This window comes from Sphingobacterium pedocola (genome assembly GCF_015209965.1).
Classification (GTDB): Bacteria; Bacteroidota; Bacteroidia; order Sphingobacteriales; family Sphingobacteriaceae; genus Sphingobacterium; species Sphingobacterium pedocola.
In genome coordinates, this window is record NZ_MU158689.1 from 1745174 (window position 1) to 1764191 (window position 19018).

At 42.7% G+C, this 19018-nt stretch carries 16 protein-coding genes; 5 read left to right on the top strand and 11 right to left on the bottom strand.

Features of this window, described 5'->3' with window-relative positions; all coding sequences use genetic code 11:
• Positions 1 to 21 precede the first annotated feature (21 nt).
• The 3 genes from C4F40_RS07355 to C4F40_RS07365 form a co-directional block, all read right to left on the bottom strand.
• On the bottom strand, positions 22 to 3279 hold the full coding sequence (locus C4F40_RS07355) for a SusC/RagA family TonB-linked outer membrane protein (protein ID WP_196938693.1): 3258 nt from the start codon (positions 3277 to 3279) through the stop codon (positions 22 to 24).
• A 72-nt stretch (positions 3280 to 3351) separates the two neighbouring features.
• Positions 3352 to 4464, bottom strand: a complete 1113-nt coding sequence (locus C4F40_RS07360; RefSeq protein WP_196938694.1) for a FecR family protein — start codon at positions 4462 to 4464, stop codon at positions 3352 to 3354.
• A 99-nt stretch (positions 4465 to 4563) separates the two neighbouring features.
• Complete coding sequence (locus C4F40_RS07365; RefSeq protein ID WP_196938695.1) at positions 4564 to 5178, bottom strand: RNA polymerase sigma factor; 615 nt, start codon at positions 5176 to 5178, stop codon at positions 4564 to 4566.
• Between the two features lie 289 nt (positions 5179 to 5467).
• Here C4F40_RS07365 and C4F40_RS07370 point away from each other — a divergent pair, with 289 nt between their 5' ends.
• The 3 genes from C4F40_RS07370 (at position 5468) to C4F40_RS07380 (ending at position 9181) form a co-directional block, all read left to right on the top strand.
• Complete coding sequence (locus tag C4F40_RS07370; protein ID WP_196938696.1) at positions 5468 to 6703, top strand: SH3 domain-containing protein; 1236 nt, start codon at positions 5468 to 5470, stop codon at positions 6701 to 6703.
• A 199-nt stretch (positions 6704 to 6902) separates the two neighbouring features.
• Positions 6903 to 7739 carry a hypothetical protein gene (locus C4F40_RS07375; RefSeq protein ID WP_196938697.1) on the top strand — a complete coding sequence of 279 codons (837 nt, stop codon included), beginning with the start codon at positions 6903 to 6905 and terminating at the stop codon, positions 7737 to 7739.
• A 350-nt stretch (positions 7740 to 8089) separates the two neighbouring features.
• Positions 8090 to 9181, top strand: coding sequence for an SGNH/GDSL hydrolase family protein (locus C4F40_RS07380; protein WP_196938698.1), 1092 nt, complete (start codon positions 8090 to 8092; stop codon positions 9179 to 9181).
• Positions 9182 to 9278: 97 nt separating this feature from the next.
• Here the strand turns inward: C4F40_RS07380 and C4F40_RS07385 are convergent, their stop codons facing one another.
• The 3 genes from C4F40_RS07385 to C4F40_RS07395 all read right to left on the bottom strand — a co-directional run bounded on the left by C4F40_RS07385 (position 9279) and on the right by C4F40_RS07395 (position 12403).
• Positions 9279 to 10160, bottom strand: coding sequence for a sugar phosphate isomerase/epimerase family protein (locus tag C4F40_RS07385; RefSeq protein ID WP_231389955.1), 882 nt, complete (start codon positions 10158 to 10160; stop codon positions 9279 to 9281).
• Positions 10161 to 10190: 30 nt separating this feature from the next.
• Positions 10191 to 12029 carry a carbon starvation CstA family protein gene (locus C4F40_RS07390; RefSeq protein ID WP_196938699.1) on the bottom strand — a complete coding sequence of 613 codons (1839 nt, stop codon included), beginning with the start codon at positions 12027 to 12029 and terminating at the stop codon, positions 10191 to 10193.
• Between the two features lie 113 nt (positions 12030 to 12142).
• The gene (locus tag C4F40_RS07395; protein ID WP_196938700.1) at positions 12143 to 12403 is read right to left on the bottom strand and encodes a hypothetical protein; all 261 of its coding nucleotides are present in this window, start codon (positions 12401 to 12403) and stop codon (positions 12143 to 12145) included.
• A 228-nt stretch (positions 12404 to 12631) separates the two neighbouring features.
• Here C4F40_RS07395 and C4F40_RS07400 point away from each other — a divergent pair, with 228 nt between their 5' ends.
• Positions 12632 to 13078: a hypothetical protein gene (locus C4F40_RS07400; RefSeq protein WP_196938701.1), complete on the top strand. Its 447-nt coding sequence runs from the start codon at positions 12632 to 12634 to the stop codon at positions 13076 to 13078.
• A gap of 48 nt (positions 13079 to 13126) precedes the next feature.
• Here C4F40_RS07400 and C4F40_RS07405 read toward each other — a convergent pair whose 3' ends face one another.
• The 5 genes from C4F40_RS07405 to C4F40_RS07425 all read right to left on the bottom strand — a co-directional run bounded on the left by C4F40_RS07405 (position 13127) and on the right by C4F40_RS07425 (position 17527).
• On the bottom strand, positions 13127 to 13543 hold the full coding sequence (locus tag C4F40_RS07405) for a thermonuclease family protein (protein WP_196938702.1): 417 nt from the start codon (positions 13541 to 13543) through the stop codon (positions 13127 to 13129).
• Between the two features lie 159 nt (positions 13544 to 13702).
• Entirely contained in the window at positions 13703 to 15031 is a 1329-nt protein-coding gene (locus C4F40_RS07410) for a MutS-related protein (RefSeq protein WP_196938703.1), read from the bottom strand.
• Positions 15032 to 15219: 188 nt separating this feature from the next.
• Positions 15220 to 16278, bottom strand: a complete 1059-nt coding sequence (locus C4F40_RS07415; protein ID WP_196938704.1) for a DUF748 domain-containing protein — start codon at positions 16276 to 16278, stop codon at positions 15220 to 15222.
• A 215-nt stretch (positions 16279 to 16493) separates the two neighbouring features.
• Entirely contained in the window at positions 16494 to 17222 is a 729-nt protein-coding gene (locus C4F40_RS07420) for a nitroreductase family protein (RefSeq protein WP_196938705.1), read from the bottom strand.
• Positions 17219 to 17527: a putative quinol monooxygenase gene (locus tag C4F40_RS07425; RefSeq protein WP_196938706.1), complete on the bottom strand. Its 309-nt coding sequence runs from the start codon at positions 17525 to 17527 to the stop codon at positions 17219 to 17221. The genes C4F40_RS07420 and C4F40_RS07425 overlap by 4 nt, the downstream gene beginning before the upstream one ends.
• A gap of 226 nt (positions 17528 to 17753) precedes the next feature.
• On the opposite strand from C4F40_RS07425, the gene C4F40_RS07430 reads away from it, so the two are divergent.
• Positions 17754 to 18983: a DEAD/DEAH box helicase gene (locus C4F40_RS07430; protein ID WP_231389956.1), complete on the top strand. Its 1230-nt coding sequence runs from the start codon at positions 17754 to 17756 to the stop codon at positions 18981 to 18983.
• The last annotated feature ends 35 nt before the right edge of the window (positions 18984 to 19018 follow it).

Below are 19018 nucleotides of genomic sequence, written 5' to 3' on the forward strand. Positions count from 1 at the left end.
TAAATGAAGGCATTCATCGATTTAGAAGGCCACGCTTAACGACATTCCTAAATTCCGCATGGAAGGCAATGACATCGCTTCTACGCCCACAAATTGACCATCATAAGCAGAGACCTCGGGATCTATGTGCGGTACATCAGACCACAAAAGCAGGTTTCGGCCAATAAAGGATATCGAAGCGCCTTTAACGGGAGTCCGTTTAAGAACCTGCTGTGGCAATTTGTAGCTTACTTTCAATTCCCTTAGTTTGATATAAGAAGCATCAAAAGTAGCAATGCGATCATTGTCGTAGTACGCTCTCCAATAGTCCCTTACTGGCACAGCTACGGTATTAGGCTGACCTGTATCTATATCCATTCCTTCCCCCACGATCGTACCAGCACCATTTTCAGCACGAAATGGCAAAGATTCCGGCAAACTTCCGGCTTTGATCCCATCGATATACGTACGCGAGTGTACCACCCCTCCTTTTTGCCCTGCAAACAAAAAGCTTAAGTTCCAGTTTTTATATTTAAAGTCATTGGCTATGCTTCCAATCCACTTGGGGTTAATGTTCCCCAAGTATCCCCAGTCTCCATTCTCTTCCTGAGGCTGCCCATTACGGTGTGTCAGCTGCCCATTGCCATTATAAATCAGATAATCACCATACAGCGAGCCTGAAGAACCATCACCTTTGGTATTTTCCGTACGTAGCTCAAGCGACGCCCAACGCTCCAGTTGACGGATACGCGATATACCCTGATCTTCGGCCAATGAAACGACTTTATTCCTATTGAACGAATAGTTTACAAAGATATCCCAAGAGAAGTCCGCGGAACGCACGGGTGCGACGCTCAACATTAACTCAAGGCCGCGGTTGGTCATTTCACCTACGTTCATCAATTTGGTATCGTAACCCGCCGATGGATTAAGCGTTACGGGGATGATGAGATCTGTCGTTCTACTCTTATAATAGGTAAGGTCTATACCTAAACGGTTGTTAAAAAGTCTGGAGTCGAATCCAAATTCGTACGACACGACCTTCTCTGGACGGATGTTTTCGTTCGGATAATTATTGTTATGAATGGCGACCGTCTCGCCTCCCCAACCTTGGGTCACCAAGAAATTTGGGAAGGTACGGTAAGGTTCGAGATCCCGTCTTACGGAAGAAGTGGCCCCTCTTAATTTGAGCAGGTTGAGGGTCTCACTGGTCCATCCAAACATATCGGATGCGATCACGCTCAAGGAAGCTGCCGGATAGAAGTAGGAATTGTTGGCTTTGGGTAACGCGCTGGACCAATCGTTTCTCCCCGTTACATCCAAGAACACCATGTCCCTAAAACCGATTTGCGCGGTCCCATATATCGAGTTGATTCTTTTCTCCTGATAGCTATTACCGGCGAGCAAAGGTGCCGCATTATTCGTCAGGTTATACACGTTGGGTATGGCCAGACGAGGGGCAATACCGCCTAGGCGCTTGGAAACCTGCGACATGAGATTACCTCCCAATGAAGCGTCGAAGGTAAAATCTGAATTTAACGTCGGATTGTAGCTTAAGAGCAAATCGTGATTGGTCTCGATGAAGTAAACGTCATCCTCTTGGTAGTAGCCATTTTTATACTGGCTGGAAGACGTAGCATGGCGCATTGTACGCTTGTCGTTGTAAAAATCCCTTCCAGACCGCAACATTAATTTCAAATCATCACGAAAATCGTATGTTACTTTGACATTACCATATACGCGGTCGCGGTTATTGCCGTTAAGATTTTCGTTAACTACGAAATACGGGTTATTCCAGATCGTGCCGTTCATATTGAAGATCGGCGAGTTTTGCTCGGAGTTGTTGGATCCTGATCGCCAGTAGTCTTTCAACGAATGAATCGCTAAATTGCGTGGCATGAACAAGAACATCCGCATGATGGATTCATCATTTTTGGCTCCATAGCTTGCTCTATTTTTACTTCCGCTATTCACCCAGTTCATAGACACATCCAACCTTAACTTGTCGATGATCTGATAGCCGGCATTTATCCCTAAGGAATTACGGTTCATATCGGTGTTGGGTACCATTCCCGACTGGGACAGGTTGGTGTATGAAAAACGATAATTAAGTTTATCACTACTATTGGATATCGATAAACTATTGGTAAACGTCTTACCGGTCTGCAGGAAATCTTTCAGCTGATCGCGGTGTGCTACAAAAGGCGTGGCGACGCGTTCGCCGGTCTGCGGGTCTATCGGTGAATCCCATTGTTTGATCAATTGCCCGTTTAAAGCCGGCCCCCAGTTTTCCATGATATTATCAAACTTATTGGATTGCGTACCAGCTCCGTCCACATACTCATAAATACCGTAGCGTCCTTGACCATATTCGTATTGGTAATTCGGCAACTTCAACGGTGTACCGAAATCTGCGTGAGAATTAAAATTGATTCCGAGCCCCTTAGCGCCTTTACCTGATTTGGTGGTGATCAATACAACCCCGTTAGAGGCACGCGAGCCGTATAACGCGGCTGCATTGGGCCCCTTGAGGACAGAAATGCTTTCGATATCGTTGGGATCGATTTCGCCTGCAGCATTACCGTAATCTACCTCTCCTTCACCGCCTGTAAAGTTTGGATTGTTAAAGTCCTGACGCCCCGTGAATGCACGGGTGGACTGTTCATTATTGTTACTCACGGGAACGCCGTCTACGACGAACAGCGGCGAATTGTTATAGTTGTAACCACTCACAAAGTTTTGACCCCTGATCTGTATATTGGAGGACGCACCAATGCCACCCGAAGAGTTGGTAATTTGGACACCCGCTACGCGGCCACTCAACGTATTGACTAAGTTGGTTTCATGTGCTTCTTGAATTGTTTCGCCTTCAACTTGCTGCACGGAGAACCCTACGGACTTCGATGCCCGGGTAATTCCTAGCGCTGTGACGACAACTTCCTCTAATTCTGCTGTCTGCTCGGCAAGACGGACCATTAGCGAATTGTTGTCGCCAGCAACGACCAAAAAATTATCTTCTTCGTGGCTTTTGTATCCCACAAGTGAAAAGGTGATCTGATAGCGGCTACCCGTCTGTAGATTACTGAGCAAGAAGACACCATCGTGGTTGGATGCAGTGGTACTTATTTTCTGTTGGTTAATTTTGGCCGACACAGATACCCCTGGCAAGGGATTTCCACTCGGATCGAGCACCCGCCCTTTTACCTGTCCGGTTTGCTGTGCATGCAGTTCGCCCATTCCAAAGTAGAGGCAAGCTACCCATAGCCACGAGAAATAAAGGAAAAAACTGTTTTTTTTCATGTCCTGATTTTATTATTTATTTGCGTAAAAAATTAATGGTATTTAATGAACTCATTAGACCCGAATTGGATTTTAGTTGTGCGGATGCGATTTGATGGCGATCGTATCCGCGTGATTGCGCAGTACAGCGGTCTTCAATCGGATGATGATGTTACCTTCCGATTCCCAGTGCTGTTCGAGATCATTTACGAGACAGATGGTCTGTAAAATAGTCATGAGCTCATCGGCGGCTGCAAACTCCCCTGTGAAAGTAAGCGTGCGTGGAACTTCCTGATCAAGTGCGATAGGCGTGTTAAACTGTGCTGCAATCCGCTGGAGCACCACTGTTAACTCTTCCTTATCAAATCGAAGGTTGATGCGTCTGTTGTTATTCGCTGTAAGCTGTTCAGCTGGTTTCTGTGCAGAAGAGACTGGGGAAGATGGCGCTTGGCTCCGAAGTGCTGTCCGAAGTTTTGCATCGATATGGAACACTTCCCCTGCCAACAAATAGGTATCTTGGATCGGCATCTTAGCCGCTACCGTAGCATGAACCATGATTTTTCCGGATAGAAGATGTACACTGGTGTGGTCTTTCTGGCGACCATCGACAATAAATTCGGTTCCGAGCGCGGTGGTTGTAAATCCATTTGCTGTTACTTCAAATGGCAATGATGTATCACGCTTTACGGCAAACTTTCCTTCGCCGTTCAGCGAGATCGCGCGGTTGTTAAGACCATAGTGACTGTCGTAGTGAATGGTTGTATGCGGCGAAAGTGTCACGACCGATCCATCGCTCATACGATGCCGCATGGAATCCCTTCCTGAGTGAACGTTATAGTTGATAGGACTACTCCCTACAGTAACTAAGACCTCCTGTTCGGCCGAGGAAACATACTGGAGCTGGTAAAGGATGCCAATAGTTCCTATCAGTAGCAGCACAGCTGCTGCTGCCAACCATTTGTACGGATATTTATTTTTTATTGTAGGTATGCCAATTCCCGCCTTATCACGAATCGTCTGCAAGAGTTTATCCGACTGGCGCCGACTGAGCATTGGAAGACTATCCTCCTCAAATTGCTTCTCGAGTTGCTTTTTTATAGCCAGCTCTTCCTCGTTTAAGGTATTGAGCAGCGTCTTAGCATCTTCCTTTCCCATACTTCCTTTCCAAAGGGACTGGATCATGTTTTGAATTTTGTTTCTCATCATAAATAAATACGATGGGAATCATCAAAAGGGAATGGTCTATTCGATTAACAAATTATTACCAAAATATCAAGATAAAATGAAGTGGCGCGTAGTGGCTTTTTAGATATACATCGCGGATGCAACAAGTAGTAGGACACCGTTGCCGTACTCATAGGGCGAATGGCCAGCAATATATTGTTTGATACTCTTATTCGCCTGTTTGAGGTATTCTGTTACGGAGTTGATGGATAAATCCAACGCTTCGGCCACCCGTTCCTTGGAATATCCTTCATACCGGTAAAGTCTGAATACTTCTTTTTTCCGTGGCGAGAGGTGGTCAATAGCTTCCTCTAAGATACGTATTTGCTCCGCTACGATCTCATCGGTCTCCTCCACGTCTTGGATATCCTGAAATAGCGATTCGTAATCTGCTACAAACTCGATATGCTCTCGTAGCTTCTTTTTCACGAAGTCCATAGCTTTATTGAAGCTCACGACAAAGAGCCAGCCCGCTACTGGTTTATCCTTATCGATGCGATGCCTGTTTTGCCATAAACTCAGAAAAACATCCTGTAGGATCTCCTCTGCATATTCGGGGGATTGCACTACCCGTAGGATATTTGCATAAATTTTTTGATGATACCGGTAATAGAAAATCGAAAAGGAGTCTTCACTACCGTGATTTAGCCGGATGATCTCGTCGGTCTCGTTACGTTCATTTATGTTGCTATTCATTGCCTTGTCGACTTTCGCAATCTTAAAAAAGGTGTTTAAGTGGAGCAAAATTATCTTTTCGAATAGCAAATACCACCAAAAACATATTATGTTATTGTTAAATTATGTAGAGTAAACTTAAAACTCATCGTCTTCGAACTGCCTTTGTGAAACGACAGTCATTACCAAACTTGCTCGGCAAAAGGAAATACCATTCGCGTAAAGTTAACTACATAGAAAAGGCTATCTTTACGCTTATTTCATGATCACCGGTAATTTATATGGTCAGCACATTTAGTGAAGAAATTTTATGAGAACGTTATTTTACCTCTTACTGCTATTTTTATCGCCCTCTTTTTTCGGACTTTCCGTCCAAGCGCAGGGGAAACAGGTCTCTTGGGATGATTTTATATACACCTCAGCGTGGGGATACCTCTACCCCGACGCTAAGGATCGATCGCAGCCCTTGGGGGTATTCGCAACCCATGCGGCCGTCGTGGTGCTTGATTCTACCGCTTCTTACTATCAGGTCGTGGTCAGCAATGGAGATATTGGCTATATTGACCGCCAACCGCTGATCCGTCGGCTATTTGCCCATAAATACTACGGAGAACCGTCAGCATATTTTTACCGCGGCAGAGAGGGCTCACAATCTCCGCACCAGTATGTACAGGTTGCTGACCTTCGTGTACGACGTGGACCATCAACTGAAAGTGGCGTAGTGGGCAGGACCGCTATTAACGAAATGGCATTCTTCGATTACTGGCCGCTATATGTCAATGGCTGGGTATATTTTGGCGACACACGACACCACCAACCGAAATATGTACAGGCCAAATATCTGGGTAAAGAGCTTGGATACGATGACGTATGGCAAGCGTACAAAGCTGTAGAAGGAAAAGATTTGGAGCAGGAACTGATCTTCGTAGGAAGGCTTCGGGAGATTGCATGGAAAAACAATCATAAACATCTGCCACAGACGCTCCGACTTTATCAAGAAGTGTATGATCGTGCCGGGCAGAAACACCCCCAAGTCGATGCCGAACAGGAACTATTATTGGCGGAACAGATGCTGCTGAAACCTGATTATAGCGAGTATCTAACGGAATGGAACAGCCTAGATCCGCACTACCGGATCCACGGAAAGGTACTACACGACGGAACAATATCAGATCGACAGGCGCAACAGATCGGCCTAAAATATGCCAAGACTATTCCGGACGCTCCTGAATGTGGATGGGAGCCTCTACATTTTTATCTGGATAAAGATGTCGTCATAGCCTTCGAAAAGTATAACGGTAGTAAGATTACAGGAAGCATTTTTAGCATGGCATTCGCAAGCGACAACGCATGGATAGTGGGAAAAGAAATCATTGATGCGTCGTACGATGAAAACGATTTTATCCGAACATTCGGACGCTTCTCCGATGTGGACAGACTATTTGCACCCCATGTTTACCGCATCATGTTGGCAGATGCTGGCTTTTATGAGGTAACCTTCGAAAATGGTCGCCCGGTGTTGTTCCAATGCTTTTTTTACTGCTGATAGATCCACCTGGTTGACAACAAATTATTATCAACGTATTATTAATTGTTTTATTTACCCAATATCATCAGATGATGTCCTCGCGGTAAAACTGCGAAGTTAGCAATTCCGGATTAACCCTTAAAACATGAACTCCGTCGGAATTATATCTATCGGCATATTTATTGATGTTAGAAGCGTTAACAAAATAATGTAACCAATGCGGAAAGATTTTCAATGTGTAATTAAATATCGAGCTTTACTAACACTATTTGCTGTAGCACAGTTTGTCGTCCTATCTTGTACTGAGACTGGTCAAAAACTTAGTTATATGCAAGTGCCGGTTACGAAACAGGAGATGGAATTTAGTTCCCCGACTATCTCCGGAAGCGCACATGATCTTGCTGATACGGCGGTCCGTAGGCCAGAATTGGAGGAGTCAATTCATAAGGACTCGTTATCAAAAGATAATCCATCATATCAACAGGAAATGGAATTTGTCGAATACAACGACGATGGAGATTATTACATGCTGTTAGCGAAAGACAAAGATAGTATGCATTATTTCGTTAATAATGTGATAGAAGACCGCAGTTTGAACCAGGGGGATGTGATTAGGATAATATGGGAAAATGGTACTATAAGCATTGCGGGAGATGGCGAGACTCCTGCCCCAGCTGAAATTGTTACTGCTATTAAAAAGATCAATGATGGCAAAGTTTCACAATTCAGAAAGTTTTATAAAAAGCAATTAACGTACGTTCCGAACGAAAAGGAAAAATACAGCGCATATTACGCGGATAAAATTTACCGGAGTATAGAATATTATGTAGTCAATACGGTTAACGAGGATGTGAAAAAAGCTATTTCGGCAAAGGACGACATTATGTACTCGATTTCGGAGGAAAAGAGAAACGCTAGATCCTTCCTCGTCGCTACGATATCGGTCGCTGGAAAACGTTTGCCGATAGAATGGCTATATATCGATCAGGAAAATGGTAAGCTATACGAGTGGGACGGTGTAAAAAATGTTTTAAAAAATGAATTTAACCCGTAACGATGAAAATCGGTTCGGAGAAAAACTATTAAACTTTAGCAGTAAATATTGTGGGATAATTGTATTACGTGCCGGAATTTCAACTGCCTGGATCGTATTAGATACGATAATTGTAAGCACACTTTACCTAATAGTACGTCCGGTAAATATAAAAATAACAGTAAATATAAATTGTCTGACGTTATTCAACTCGTACAATAAAAGTATTTTGATGAAATATCGATAACTTTATTGCGGGTTAGAAAGACACATCATACGCTAATATGGAAGACTTTACGTCGAATGCAAATTGTATTTTAGCTTGGAGATGTCTTTTTAATGTTTTAATATATACATCTTGTTAAAAACATATGGTTCGATTCAGATCTTTTTCCTTAACAGCTTTTTTATTGACGCTCTTCGCAGCTAATATATCCGCACAGCAAAAAAAGCCGCTTCGCTTTACCGATGCGCATACTCTTACCATTACTGGAAAAGCCTGGGACAGCGAACCATTCTATCACCGGCTGGACACCGCAAGGTATGCCGCACTTTCCGGTACGCTCAAACGTTTGGCAACGCATTCTGCTGGGTTGGCAATCAGCTTCAAAACCAATAGCTCCACCATATCGGCAAAATGGCAAACAAGTCCAAAGCGCCCGAGTGATAATATGACCGGGATCGCCTATGAAGGCTTAGACCTTTACATCTTACAAGATGCACGTTGGCAATATGCTGGTGTTGCTAGGCCATCCACCCATGATATCTCGGAAACAACTATAGTAGAGAATATGGCAGATGGAGAGAAAACATGTCTATTATTTTTACCGACATACGATGAGATTCTCTGCCTCGAAATCGGGATCGATGCCGAGGCCTCTATCGTGCCCAATACCAATCCTTTTAGAAAAAACATTTTGATCTATGGCTCGAGCATCGTACAAGGCGCATCGGCTAGCCGGCCTGGATTAGCTTATCCTGCGAAGTTATCCAGACAGACGGGATATCACTTCATCAATATGGGATTCAGCGGTAATGCGAAAATGGAAACCGCTGTAGCAGATATGATCGCACCGCTCCCCATGGATGCTTTTATATTGGATTGTGTACCCAATCCCTCAGCCGAAGAGGTATTGGAACGCACGGCCAATATGGTAAATACCATACGGCGATACCACCCCAATGTACCCATCATTGCCATTCAAAGTGTTGCGCGGGAGAAAGGAAATTTTGATCAACACATTGCGAGGCGGATAAAACTAAAAGATCAGTATTTCAGGCAGGAAATTGAAAAATTGCAGAAAGATGATGACAACTTGTATCTGATTGAGGCGGAAGGTCTATTGGGGGATGATCAAGAAGGAACCGCAGATGGTATTCACCCCAACGATTTAGGATTCGAACGAATGCTACAAAAAATCCGCCCAACAATCTTGGAGATATTCGCCAAATACGGGATCTAAGGAAAAGGACCAAAAGAGCCAAATTACGTACAATCAGGCTCTTTTGATCCATGTTACCGTATTCTTTATAATTAAAGAAAAGAATACTTACTGTACATTATTGTGCAGGGCTAGAAACAAACCTTCTGAAATTTTGTACACTTATCCGTACATCTTCCGCATTATTATCCCAATTGTATTCGTATTCTGCGGCAATCATACCATCGAACTGCTGGCGTTTTAACTCCGCGATCACTGCCGCAACATCGGCAACGCCGTTTCCCCAATGTACGTCATGCGCTTGTTTATTTGCCTTGTCGTTTAAATCTTTGAAGTGCAGGTGAAATACCTTTCCTTCCAATTTTTTCAGGCATTCGAGTGGGTCTAACCCTGACTTTAACCAGTGCCCGATATCTCCTGCGGCACCCAGTTTTTCACTTTTTCCGGCTATGGCTTCAAGCACCGTTTCTGGTTTCCAATAATAGGATGGACTTGCGTGATTATGAATGGCTGCGCGGATATTAAACTCATCACAGAGCTTGGAAACATCGTCGATCATATCTATGTTTGGCTCGCAGGTAATTGTCTCAATGCCCATGCTTTTCGCAAATTCAAATACTTGCCGCCACTCCGCAGGATCTTTAGCCTTTACCACTCCATATGCCGACCAATGTATACCCTTTTCTTTTAATAACTTCTTGACATACTGTAGGTTCTCCGGAGACATCCGGTGATCTATTTTTGCGGTCTGTCCTCCTCCGATTTCCTGCCCGGGATAAGCTTCTACATAGCGTAAATCACAACTTGCTATCTTTTCTATTGCTTCGGTGAAGGTGAATTTTTTAAAGGTATAGGCCTGCGCACCAAGCTTCCAGCCTAATGCTTCTTCGGGAAAAGCATTCTTTTCTGCAGTTCTTTTCGGCGAAGAACACCCGCTAATCAGGATAGACAGGCCGATGAATAGGACTGCAAACATATGGTCTCTCATTTTATTTATCATAATTTATTTATTTTCAAATTAAACTTCTATTTAGGAAACTATTTCCTTTACCTGTTCGTGATAGGGATCTGTTTTATCGGCCGGCATCCGCATTAATCCAGACCACTTCCAAAACGCCGATACAAATACAACGGCCATTAACACCATTGCGAGCACAGCCAATCCCGCCAGTAAATACTGCCCTGAAGGCAAATAGATATCAAATACCTGCAGATAACCTGCCCAAAATGTAATGACAGCCATAAATACACCGGGTACAGCTGCGCAAAGCGCATATTTCTTTCTGTTGAGCCGAATTAACATGGTGGTACAGACAATTAGGCCGCAGGCCGCCAGCAATTGATTGCTTATCCCAAATAAAGGCCAAATACTGCTAACATTCCCCGTATATACCAAATACCCCCATGAGAATGTAAACAAAAAGCTCGCGATCCATACGCCGGGCATCCAGTTTGGATTTTTAAATCGTGGTATTACTCCGCCTAACATTTCCTGTAAGAAAAAGCGACCAACCCGTGTACCTGCGTCGATTGCAGTGAGTATAAAAACGGCCTCAAACATAATCGCAAAATTGTACCAATAGGCCATAACCTCATCCATAAATGGAATACTGTTAAAGATGTGCGCCATCCCTACAGCCAACGATACAGCGCCACCTGTACGTCCTTCCAAGGCGACACCTATTTTATCCGCAAAAGCGGGAAGATCTACCTGATGTAAATCAGGATGGGCAGCCAAAAAGCTTTCATAGGCAAATGAAGGTGTATTGATAGCAAAATAGTCACCAGGCATAAGGGTACATGCGGCAATCAATGCCATGAGTGCCACAAAGCCCTCCACCAGCATAGCACCATATCCAACAAATAAAATCTCTTTTTCGTTGGCCAACATCTTTGGTGTGGTTCCTGTCGCAATAACGGCATGGAAGCCTGATATGGCACCGCAAGCGATCACGATAAAGATAAAGGGTAATACCGGGCCGCCGATAATGGGACCTCCGCCATTGACAAACTGCGTGAGCGCAGGCATCTGCAAGGTAGGGTGTACAAAAACAATCCCTATCGCGAGCAATAATATGGTGCCGATCTTCAGGTAGGTAGAAAGATAGTCACGAGGTACCAGCAATAACCACATCGGCAGTACTGATGCGAAAAATCCGTACGCCGCGATAGCAATCGAAATGGTTTGGATATCCCAGTGAAATAATTCATTCATCGCATCATATTGCATTAACCCGTGCCCTCCCACAATAGTCGCTAGCAAAAGTACGCCGCCCAAGATACTTGCTAGGGTGACACTGTTCTTCCTGTAGCGCATGATTAGCCCCATCATGACGGCGATAGGCATCGTAGCAACGACTGTGAACAGCGACCAAGAGGCTTCATGCATCGCGCTAATACAAGCTAACGATAGCCCGGCCAGCGTCAAGATCAAAATGAACAATACGGCCACACCCGCAATAGTTCCTGTGACAGGGCCAATTTCTTTGGATGCGATAGTAGCCAAGCTCTGTCCTTTATGGCGGACAGAAGCAAAAAGCACCACCATATCGTGTACTCCACCTCCCAATACGCAGCCGATCAAAATCCATAGTGCGCCTGGAAGATAGCCAAATTGTGCGGCCAGTACTGGGCCTACCAAAGGACCTGCTGCGGCTATTGCAGCAAAATGATGCCCGAACAATACTGTTTTATTGGTCGCTACATAATCACGGCCATCGGCCATGGTCACAGCTGGGGTTGCATTCTTCGCATTTAACCGCAACACTCGATGTGCCAGAAAAACTCCATAGAAGCGATAGGCGATCGCAAAAATGAGCAAAGACGCAAAGACGAGGGTCAGCGCATTGATTTCGTCAAAGAACTCCATACTATTCGACAGATAATATTGGTATAACCAAACATAACAATAGCTTCTTCATACTTAATATACATTGATTTTTCATTGAACTTTTTAAGGTAAGATACTTTTGATAATATGCTTTACACCCCAAGAAGACCACATGCCGTCTTTGCCGGCGAGTGAATAACTGACCACCTCATCGCCATTCGCTTTTTCAGTTCATTGGCTACAGGGCGCATCCATGCATCACCACATGCGCCACTTGAAAGGCTAGTGCCATAAACAACGACATGTCGTGATTGTCCATTCTGCAATCGCTCGACCAAACGACTTTGGCCAAAAAACACTCGTGTCAATAGTAGACAGCATATTATTCCAATTATCCGCATTGATTTACTCATTAGGAATCGCTTCACGGTTTATAACGCGGGAATAAATATATAAAATTCTTTTGAATTATCAATTTTTACAATATTGGTTAACATTCAAATAAATTATCAATAGTAAAGGAGAGCCGATAATTTGCTTAGCGCAATTGTAATTGCGCTAAGCAAATTTATCTAAGTTTGAAACTAAACGCGTAGCTGTTCGTTGACTATAGTAAGGATGACAAACGAAAATATTTTGAAATGAAAACATTTACGAACTTGATAGCCGGAACCGCTGGTGCGCTCGTGCTCAACATAATACACGAGGTGGCCCGCAAGTGTATAAAGCAGGCACCACACATGAATGAGGTTGGTGAAGAAGCACTAGTGAAATCAATAAAGTTTATTGGCGGAGAACCACCGAAAGGCTATACGCTCTATACTAGCACATTAGTGGGCGATTTTATAGGAAACGCATTGTACTATAGCGCCGTTGGTAAAGGAGAACCCAAGAGCATCTGGTTACGGGGCATCGGTCTTGGTATCACTGCTGGCATCGGTGCCGTCACGCTACCTGATAAACTAGGGCTCAATGACGGACCTGTAAACCGTTCTCCAGTAACACAGCTCTTGACAGTAGCTTGGTATACCCTTGGAGGAGTGGTAACTTCGGGCGTTGCACAAGCTTTACAGCGCAAAATTCGCTAAAATATTGATGCGAAAACAAGTGGTCGGTAACTGGACAAGATATTTTTTTTACTTCCAGAGTCCCACTTTATTTGCTCTGGCTGTCTGTTGAGCATCGTAGAATATTTCTTCGAACATGATATTGGGTGGCACTGTCATTAATACAGCGTAGCCATTTCTTATCAATTGCTCGTTGATCATGGTGCCGTCGCTTAAATAAGCATAGGCTAAGGTACGGCCATACTGATCGAGAGAGTCAACATCAAAGGTTAGCTTAATGTATGGGTTTTGAGTCAACATATCGTCCAGATACTCTTTAGATGCTAATCCAAAGGGATGCTTCCTTTTTTTGAATGCATTTCTAGTTTCTGGGGCATCAATACCGATAAGCCTAACTTTAAGTTTTTGACCGGTTTGATTTAAGACCCAAAACGTATCGCCATCTACAATTTTGTCGGTCTGGAAAATATCTGAGTCTTGGTGCATAGACTTTTCAAAATCTCTTCCGTCAAAAGCAGTTAATCTTGATGCAGGTCGTGAGTCGCAACGAATAAATAAGAAAGAAACTAAAATAAATCCTAGTTTGATAAACTGAAATATCATTTGATTAATTAAGATATATAAAGAGTTGGTAGTAGGTAAACTTTATGGCATATTCTTCAATCTTGCAATGGATTGAAAGACACCGCTCTTTTGTAACAACCACATGCCTAGTTTTTCTTCGGCGACCCCTGATACAATCGTGTACGTGAAGCGAGGATCTCCCTGCTCGCCACTTTCGATATTCATTTTATAAAAATCTACTAAAGGAAGGGATTGTAGTCTTGCTGCCAGATCGGTAATATGCGAGGACACGATTACATAAGGACCATCGGTATGGCTGAGGTGCTCTATAATGTCAAAAATAGCGTTTGAGGCATCAATATGGTTGGTACCCTTAAAAAGTTCATCTAAAATAATAAGTGCATTCGTGTTTTTGTCAAGCTGATCTACAATCTCCTTGAGCCGGATCGCTTCTGCATAAAAATGGCTATAACCGAGTTCGAGGTTATCTTGCAAATTAATGCTGGTAAATACACCGTCGATCAGGTCGGTTTTCACGGAACTTGCGGGAGTCGGGAAACCGATGTGGGTCAAGTACAATGCTGTAGAAATAGTTTTGATAAAAGATGATTTGCCTGCCATGTTAGCGCCTGTCAAGTACCATATCCTCTTCTCTCTGGTCATTTCGACCGTATTTTTCACTGGATGTTGATGAAAAATATGATAGACATCTCGCATATGAATCTTACCGGTATAATTCTTTGGGTAAATTTCCGGATAACAAAGCCCATATTCCTTTGCGGTTCGGGCTATGGCGAAATGTGCATCAATCTCATAGAAAAAAGCGACTGCCCGTTTGATCTTACTCGCCAGCTCGTATCGAATAAGACGATCATATGCATCGAGGTTGAATCTATTGATATTCAATTGTTCAGGATTATACGGGCGACCGTTAAATATCGTGGACAAACAATCTTCATGAATTTGGATCATCTCTGCGATATCCTCGTACGTCTGATGGGCATTTACTTTTTTATAGAACATCTGAGATTTCAACAAAAAGTCGCACGTCTCGATGATCGAACTTACCTTATAATAATAGATCGGTGCTTTGGCCACAAAAAGATCCAAAAGGCCCCATCCTGATCGCTCTCCCGAATGGGATCTTTTGATGTACTTCTCTATATCCATAACGACCATCCGGTAAAATGGAAAATCTTCTTGAACGACTGCTTCCAAACGACGTATTTTTAGCTGGCGGTCCTTAATCGCGTCAACATCCGATAAAGGATTCAAAAAAAGTCCGCGCAGAAAATCTTCACCTCCCGTTGTGATGGCATGATTGAAAAACCCCCAAATGGAACGGCTTGTCTCTTCAAGGAGTTGAATATCTCGTGTGGTCTGCGGATCGATTAAAAATCTGTTGCTCATAGAAGGTTAAGATAGCAAAAAAAGAACCAATGAACTAAATGTGGTATTTTTTTTAGCTAGAGATAATATTGGCACCAACTTTTGCGTTATATAGGTAATTTCATAATTTAGGTTAATAATTGGTTTGGTAAAATCCCGTTGCTCCCCGCTACGGGATTTTCTATTTATAGCGAAATTGTCGCTTATCATTAATCTTGATTTAACGACCCTTCGATTCCTTGATTGAAGGCTTTGATGAACGCGTTTTTTAATATACCCAGAAATGCTGCCCAACTACTTGTATCAGGATCATTCACATTACCTTTAATATCAACCTTTGTAGCAATCGTTTCGCGCTTCGGATTTTCCACTACTTTGCCAAATAAACCGATTACAGCCTCCTTAGCCGCTCGAAGGAAACCACCCTCCTTCCGATCTTTCTCCCAGTTGAGAACCTTAAGGTTGGTGATAAATGGTTTTGCGTACCCATCTAGCGAGCCGTCTATCAATTTAAGTTCGCTGTATAGGTTTAGGGATCCCCGCTCCACATCGAACTTACCATATGCTTCTATAAAGCCATTGAGACTGGTCAGGTTTACGTCTGTCAATTGCATATCCGTATCAAAATCAGGCATTTTCTTTAGAATGTTCAGTTTCATGTCCGCTTTTAATTTTCCGCCACCTATCGATGTTCCTGTCAGCGTCACTGTGGAAGGGAGGAGCTCCGTTTGCTCATCCGCATTTGCCAGATTGTATGCCGTCAGTTGCAGACTATCCATAGAAAGATTCACTTGGGGACTTGCCTGTCTATCTAAATATTTAAAGGTACCTTGATTCACCTGAAGTCTATTGATCGTGATCGGCATTAACGAGTTCACTGTCTCGGTCCAATGTTCTTGAGACGGTTCCTTAGAAAGGTCTGCCGTTTCCTTCAATATATGAATTGTCGGCCTGTCCAAAATAATTTCACTGACGAGTTTCCCTTTCCATAGCGACTTCCATTCTACGGACAAATCGCAGTGCGCGATCTGCAAAAAGGGATAACTACTCGTGTCTGAAAGCTTTTTTAGGGTTAGTTGATCAATAGCATATGCGCCCCGCCACAGGCTAATATCGATATCCTCGACATGCCCTGTATATCCGGGAAGTTCGTTCAACTGCTTATTAACATACTGCTTGACTATCGAAGGCAGAGCGAGACGGATAACGAAAAGCAGGAGAAGGATCCCAATTATGATCTTGGTAGAAGTTTTTAATGCCTTAAACATATCGTATAAATTTCTAATCAGATAGGTACCCAAATTTCACCTCTTTATCATTGCGGCACCGTTTAAAATAGATTTGAGTAAATCCATTTACTGATATATGTTACATAATATTAACAGGCTACGGTACACAATGTTTAAAATGCTGTTATCTTCGCCCTTTTTCGAGCTTTAACCGTTAAAGCGTAGGGGAAACATGCGACTGGTTTCTCCAACATTCAGATTTTGTGATAAACTTCGTTAAAGGGAATTCTGAATCGTTCACCCCAAATCCCTTCATTCCCCTTTCTTATACCACAGGACACTACCATATTGATCTCCGCACCACGAGGTAGTTTAAGAAGTTTTTTGACACGTTTGCTATCGAATCCTTCTAAGGGGCAGGTATCGTATCCCTCATTTGCCATAGCAATCATAAACGTTTGTGCAGCTAACGCACAGCTTTTGTGAATAACTATACGCATATCGCTTTCTGATACCTGATATACTATGGGACGGAAAATACCGACTGTACTTACCGCCAACTTCCGGACAAAACCAAACACACCGAAAAATTGGGAATAAAGGAATGGCATCAGCTTTCCATAATACAAAAGTCTGTCTTTGATTCGTTTTTCTTGGCGTTCCTCGGGACTATTGCGTTGGATATTATCACGTTCGAATGCTATATTCGCATCAGCGCGTTTTGGATATAAGTCCTGACGGGTCACAAAAACAACGAGCTGCGAAGCTGTTGAAACACTTGTCTGGTTAAGACAGGCCTTTGTCATCTGATTTAAAGCACTGGGGGATAGTATATGATAAGCTTCCCAGAGTTGCATATTGGAACTATTAGGAGCCAGCGTGGAAAGTTCGATGCAGTCCTTAACAATATCTGCATCTATATTTTTTTCTTTGTCGTAAACCCGTACCGAACGACGATAATTTAAAACTTCTCTTAAATTCATATCGTTATTCCTGAACCGCCTAGAATTTCAATTTCTTGACCTTTTATGGGTTGAGCACCTAAAAGCGGTATTGCACTCGCAATTAATTCTTTTACACTTTCAACGTTCAGAGCGTTGTCATGATCCTCCTTAGTATCCCATATTTCCGTTACGTAAACTGAATTTAAATCGTTTTCATCTTTACCAATAACATATAATCTGCATCCCATTGCAGTGGATACAAATTTAGATGCGTCTAATAGGACATCGGCAAGTCGACCGACTTGCCCATCTTTAGCTGTGAGTTTTCCGTGTAGTAAATACATACGCTCTAATTTATTATTTTTTTTGGGGTATTTATATTTTTAGGGATTTATAATTGATTATAAGAATGGATTTACCGGAATGGAAAAAAAGTATTGATATACTAAGATAACGGCTCTTAGTTGTAACACCAATTATATTTTAGTTAACTTTGCAGCTTGATATTCATTTAACTATTCAGCAGTGTCCTTAGATAAATTAAAGCTTAATAAACGTCTCCATGCGTCCATGAATGATTTGGGTTATTTTACACCAAAAGAAATTCAGTTAAAATCGCTTCCCCGAATAATCGGTGGACATAGTATTATCGGCATTGCACCTGAAGGAGCTGGAAAAACAACGACGTACGTTCTCGGGGTGTTGATGCGTTTAAAATATACGCAAGATGAGGCTCCCAAAGTATTGATTTTAGCTCCTAATGAAGAAAGAATTGCTGAAATAGTTGATCGTTTTCTGACCATCAGCAAGAATAGGAACCTCCATATCATGGGGCTTAAAGCTAGCGGAAGTATAGAAGAGGAAATGGAAGACCTGATCCGTGGGGTAGATATTGTAGTAGCAACTCCAAACCGTGCTCGTGCTATGTATCTAAAATTGGGACTTAACTTAAATCGTATCCAGACCTTTATCATTGATGACGCTGAGGAAATGGTGAAGCAAGGAATGCAGACTAATGTAAGGGAACTAGCGCAAAGCTGCGGAAAAGTCCAGTATTTAGCATTTAGTACTGTCGAACATGAAAAACTGCATTTGATGATTGATGATTTTATGCCTTTTGCTGCGCTGATTGAAACGGAGGAGCTTGGTGAAAAAACTGTTGAAACACATGAACTCATGCTGTATCAAGTTCCTAATTTTACCACGAAAATTAATTTGCTGAATGGTTTGTTGAGAGACGATGACGTATTTGATAAGGTTGTGGTATTTGTGAATAGTCGACTTACCGCACAAAAAATAGGTCGAAGTCTGCATGCTAAAAATGGAGAGGTAGCTGTATTACACCCGTTGTTCCACGATGATGCTGGTATTGATGATATCAACGATTTTAAGCATATTCCTGAATGTAGAATACTCATTATTGCAAATGAAGGCACAAGTGACATCGATTTAAGTGGGATCCCTTTTATATTTTATGTTGAAATACCAGAAAATAGGGAGGTTTTCGTACAACATATGCAAAAAACTTCAGACGACGAAGTTATTGCCATCACATTTGCCACGGACATTGAACTTCCGGAGTTCAAAAAAATAGAACAATCTTTAGGGAAAAAAGTCCCTATCATGCCTCTTCCAGATGATCTTGTTATCTATCGCCCATCTAATAATCCTAAAGAAAAGAATGAAGCGGACGAATCACACGGTGGCGCTTTTCATAAAAAGAAAGAAAGCAATAGCAAGACCTACAACCTTGGCGCTGGTGTGAAAGCCAAAATGACAATGAAGAATAAGAAAAGGTAATATCATAAAAGCCGTAATAATACGGCTTTATGATA

Bases quoted from the DNA above. Each gene is read 5' to 3' on its own strand.
- C4F40_RS07355 (WP_196938693.1), bottom strand. From the start codon at position 3,279: ATGAAAAAAAACAGTTTTTTCCTTTATTTCTCGTGGCTATGGGTAGCT.
- C4F40_RS07365 (WP_196938695.1), bottom strand. From the start codon at position 5,178: ATGAATAGCAACATAAATGAACGTAACGAGACCGACGAGATCATCCGG.
- C4F40_RS07425 (WP_196938706.1), bottom strand. From the start codon at position 17,527: ATGTATTTACTACACGGAAAACTCACAGCTAAAGATGGGCAAGTCGGT.
- C4F40_RS07395 (WP_196938700.1), bottom strand. From the start codon at position 12,403: ATGAGTAAATCAATGCGGATAATTGGAATAATATGCTGTCTACTATTG.
- C4F40_RS07430 (WP_231389956.1), top strand. From the start codon at position 17,754: ATGAATGATTTGGGTTATTTTACACCAAAAGAAATTCAGTTAAAATCG.
- C4F40_RS07375 (WP_196938697.1), top strand. From the start codon at position 6,903: ATGCGGAAAGATTTTCAATGTGTAATTAAATATCGAGCTTTACTAACA.
- C4F40_RS07415 (WP_196938704.1), bottom strand. From the start codon at position 16,278: ATGTTTAAGGCATTAAAAACTTCTACCAAGATCATAATTGGGATCCTT.
- C4F40_RS07380 (WP_196938698.1), top strand. From the start codon at position 8,090: ATGGTTCGATTCAGATCTTTTTCCTTAACAGCTTTTTTATTGACGCTC.
- C4F40_RS07420 (WP_196938705.1), bottom strand. From the start codon at position 17,222: ATGAATTTAAGAGAAGTTTTAAATTATCGTCGTTCGGTACGGGTTTAC.
- C4F40_RS07410 (WP_196938703.1), bottom strand. From the start codon at position 15,031: ATGAGCAACAGATTTTTAATCGATCCGCAGACCACACGAGATATTCAA.
- C4F40_RS07405 (WP_196938702.1), bottom strand. From the start codon at position 13,543: ATGCACCAAGACTCAGATATTTTCCAGACCGACAAAATTGTAGATGGC.
- C4F40_RS07390 (WP_196938699.1), bottom strand. From the start codon at position 12,029: ATGGAGTTCTTTGACGAAATCAATGCGCTGACCCTCGTCTTTGCGTCT.
- C4F40_RS07385 (WP_231389955.1), bottom strand. From the start codon at position 10,160: ATGATAAATAAAATGAGAGACCATATGTTTGCAGTCCTATTCATCGGC.
- C4F40_RS07360 (WP_196938694.1), bottom strand. From the start codon at position 4,464: ATGATGAGAAACAAAATTCAAAACATGATCCAGTCCCTTTGGAAAGGA.
- C4F40_RS07370 (WP_196938696.1), top strand. From the start codon at position 5,468: ATGAGAACGTTATTTTACCTCTTACTGCTATTTTTATCGCCCTCTTTT.
- C4F40_RS07400 (WP_196938701.1), top strand. From the start codon at position 12,632: ATGAAAACATTTACGAACTTGATAGCCGGAACCGCTGGTGCGCTCGTG.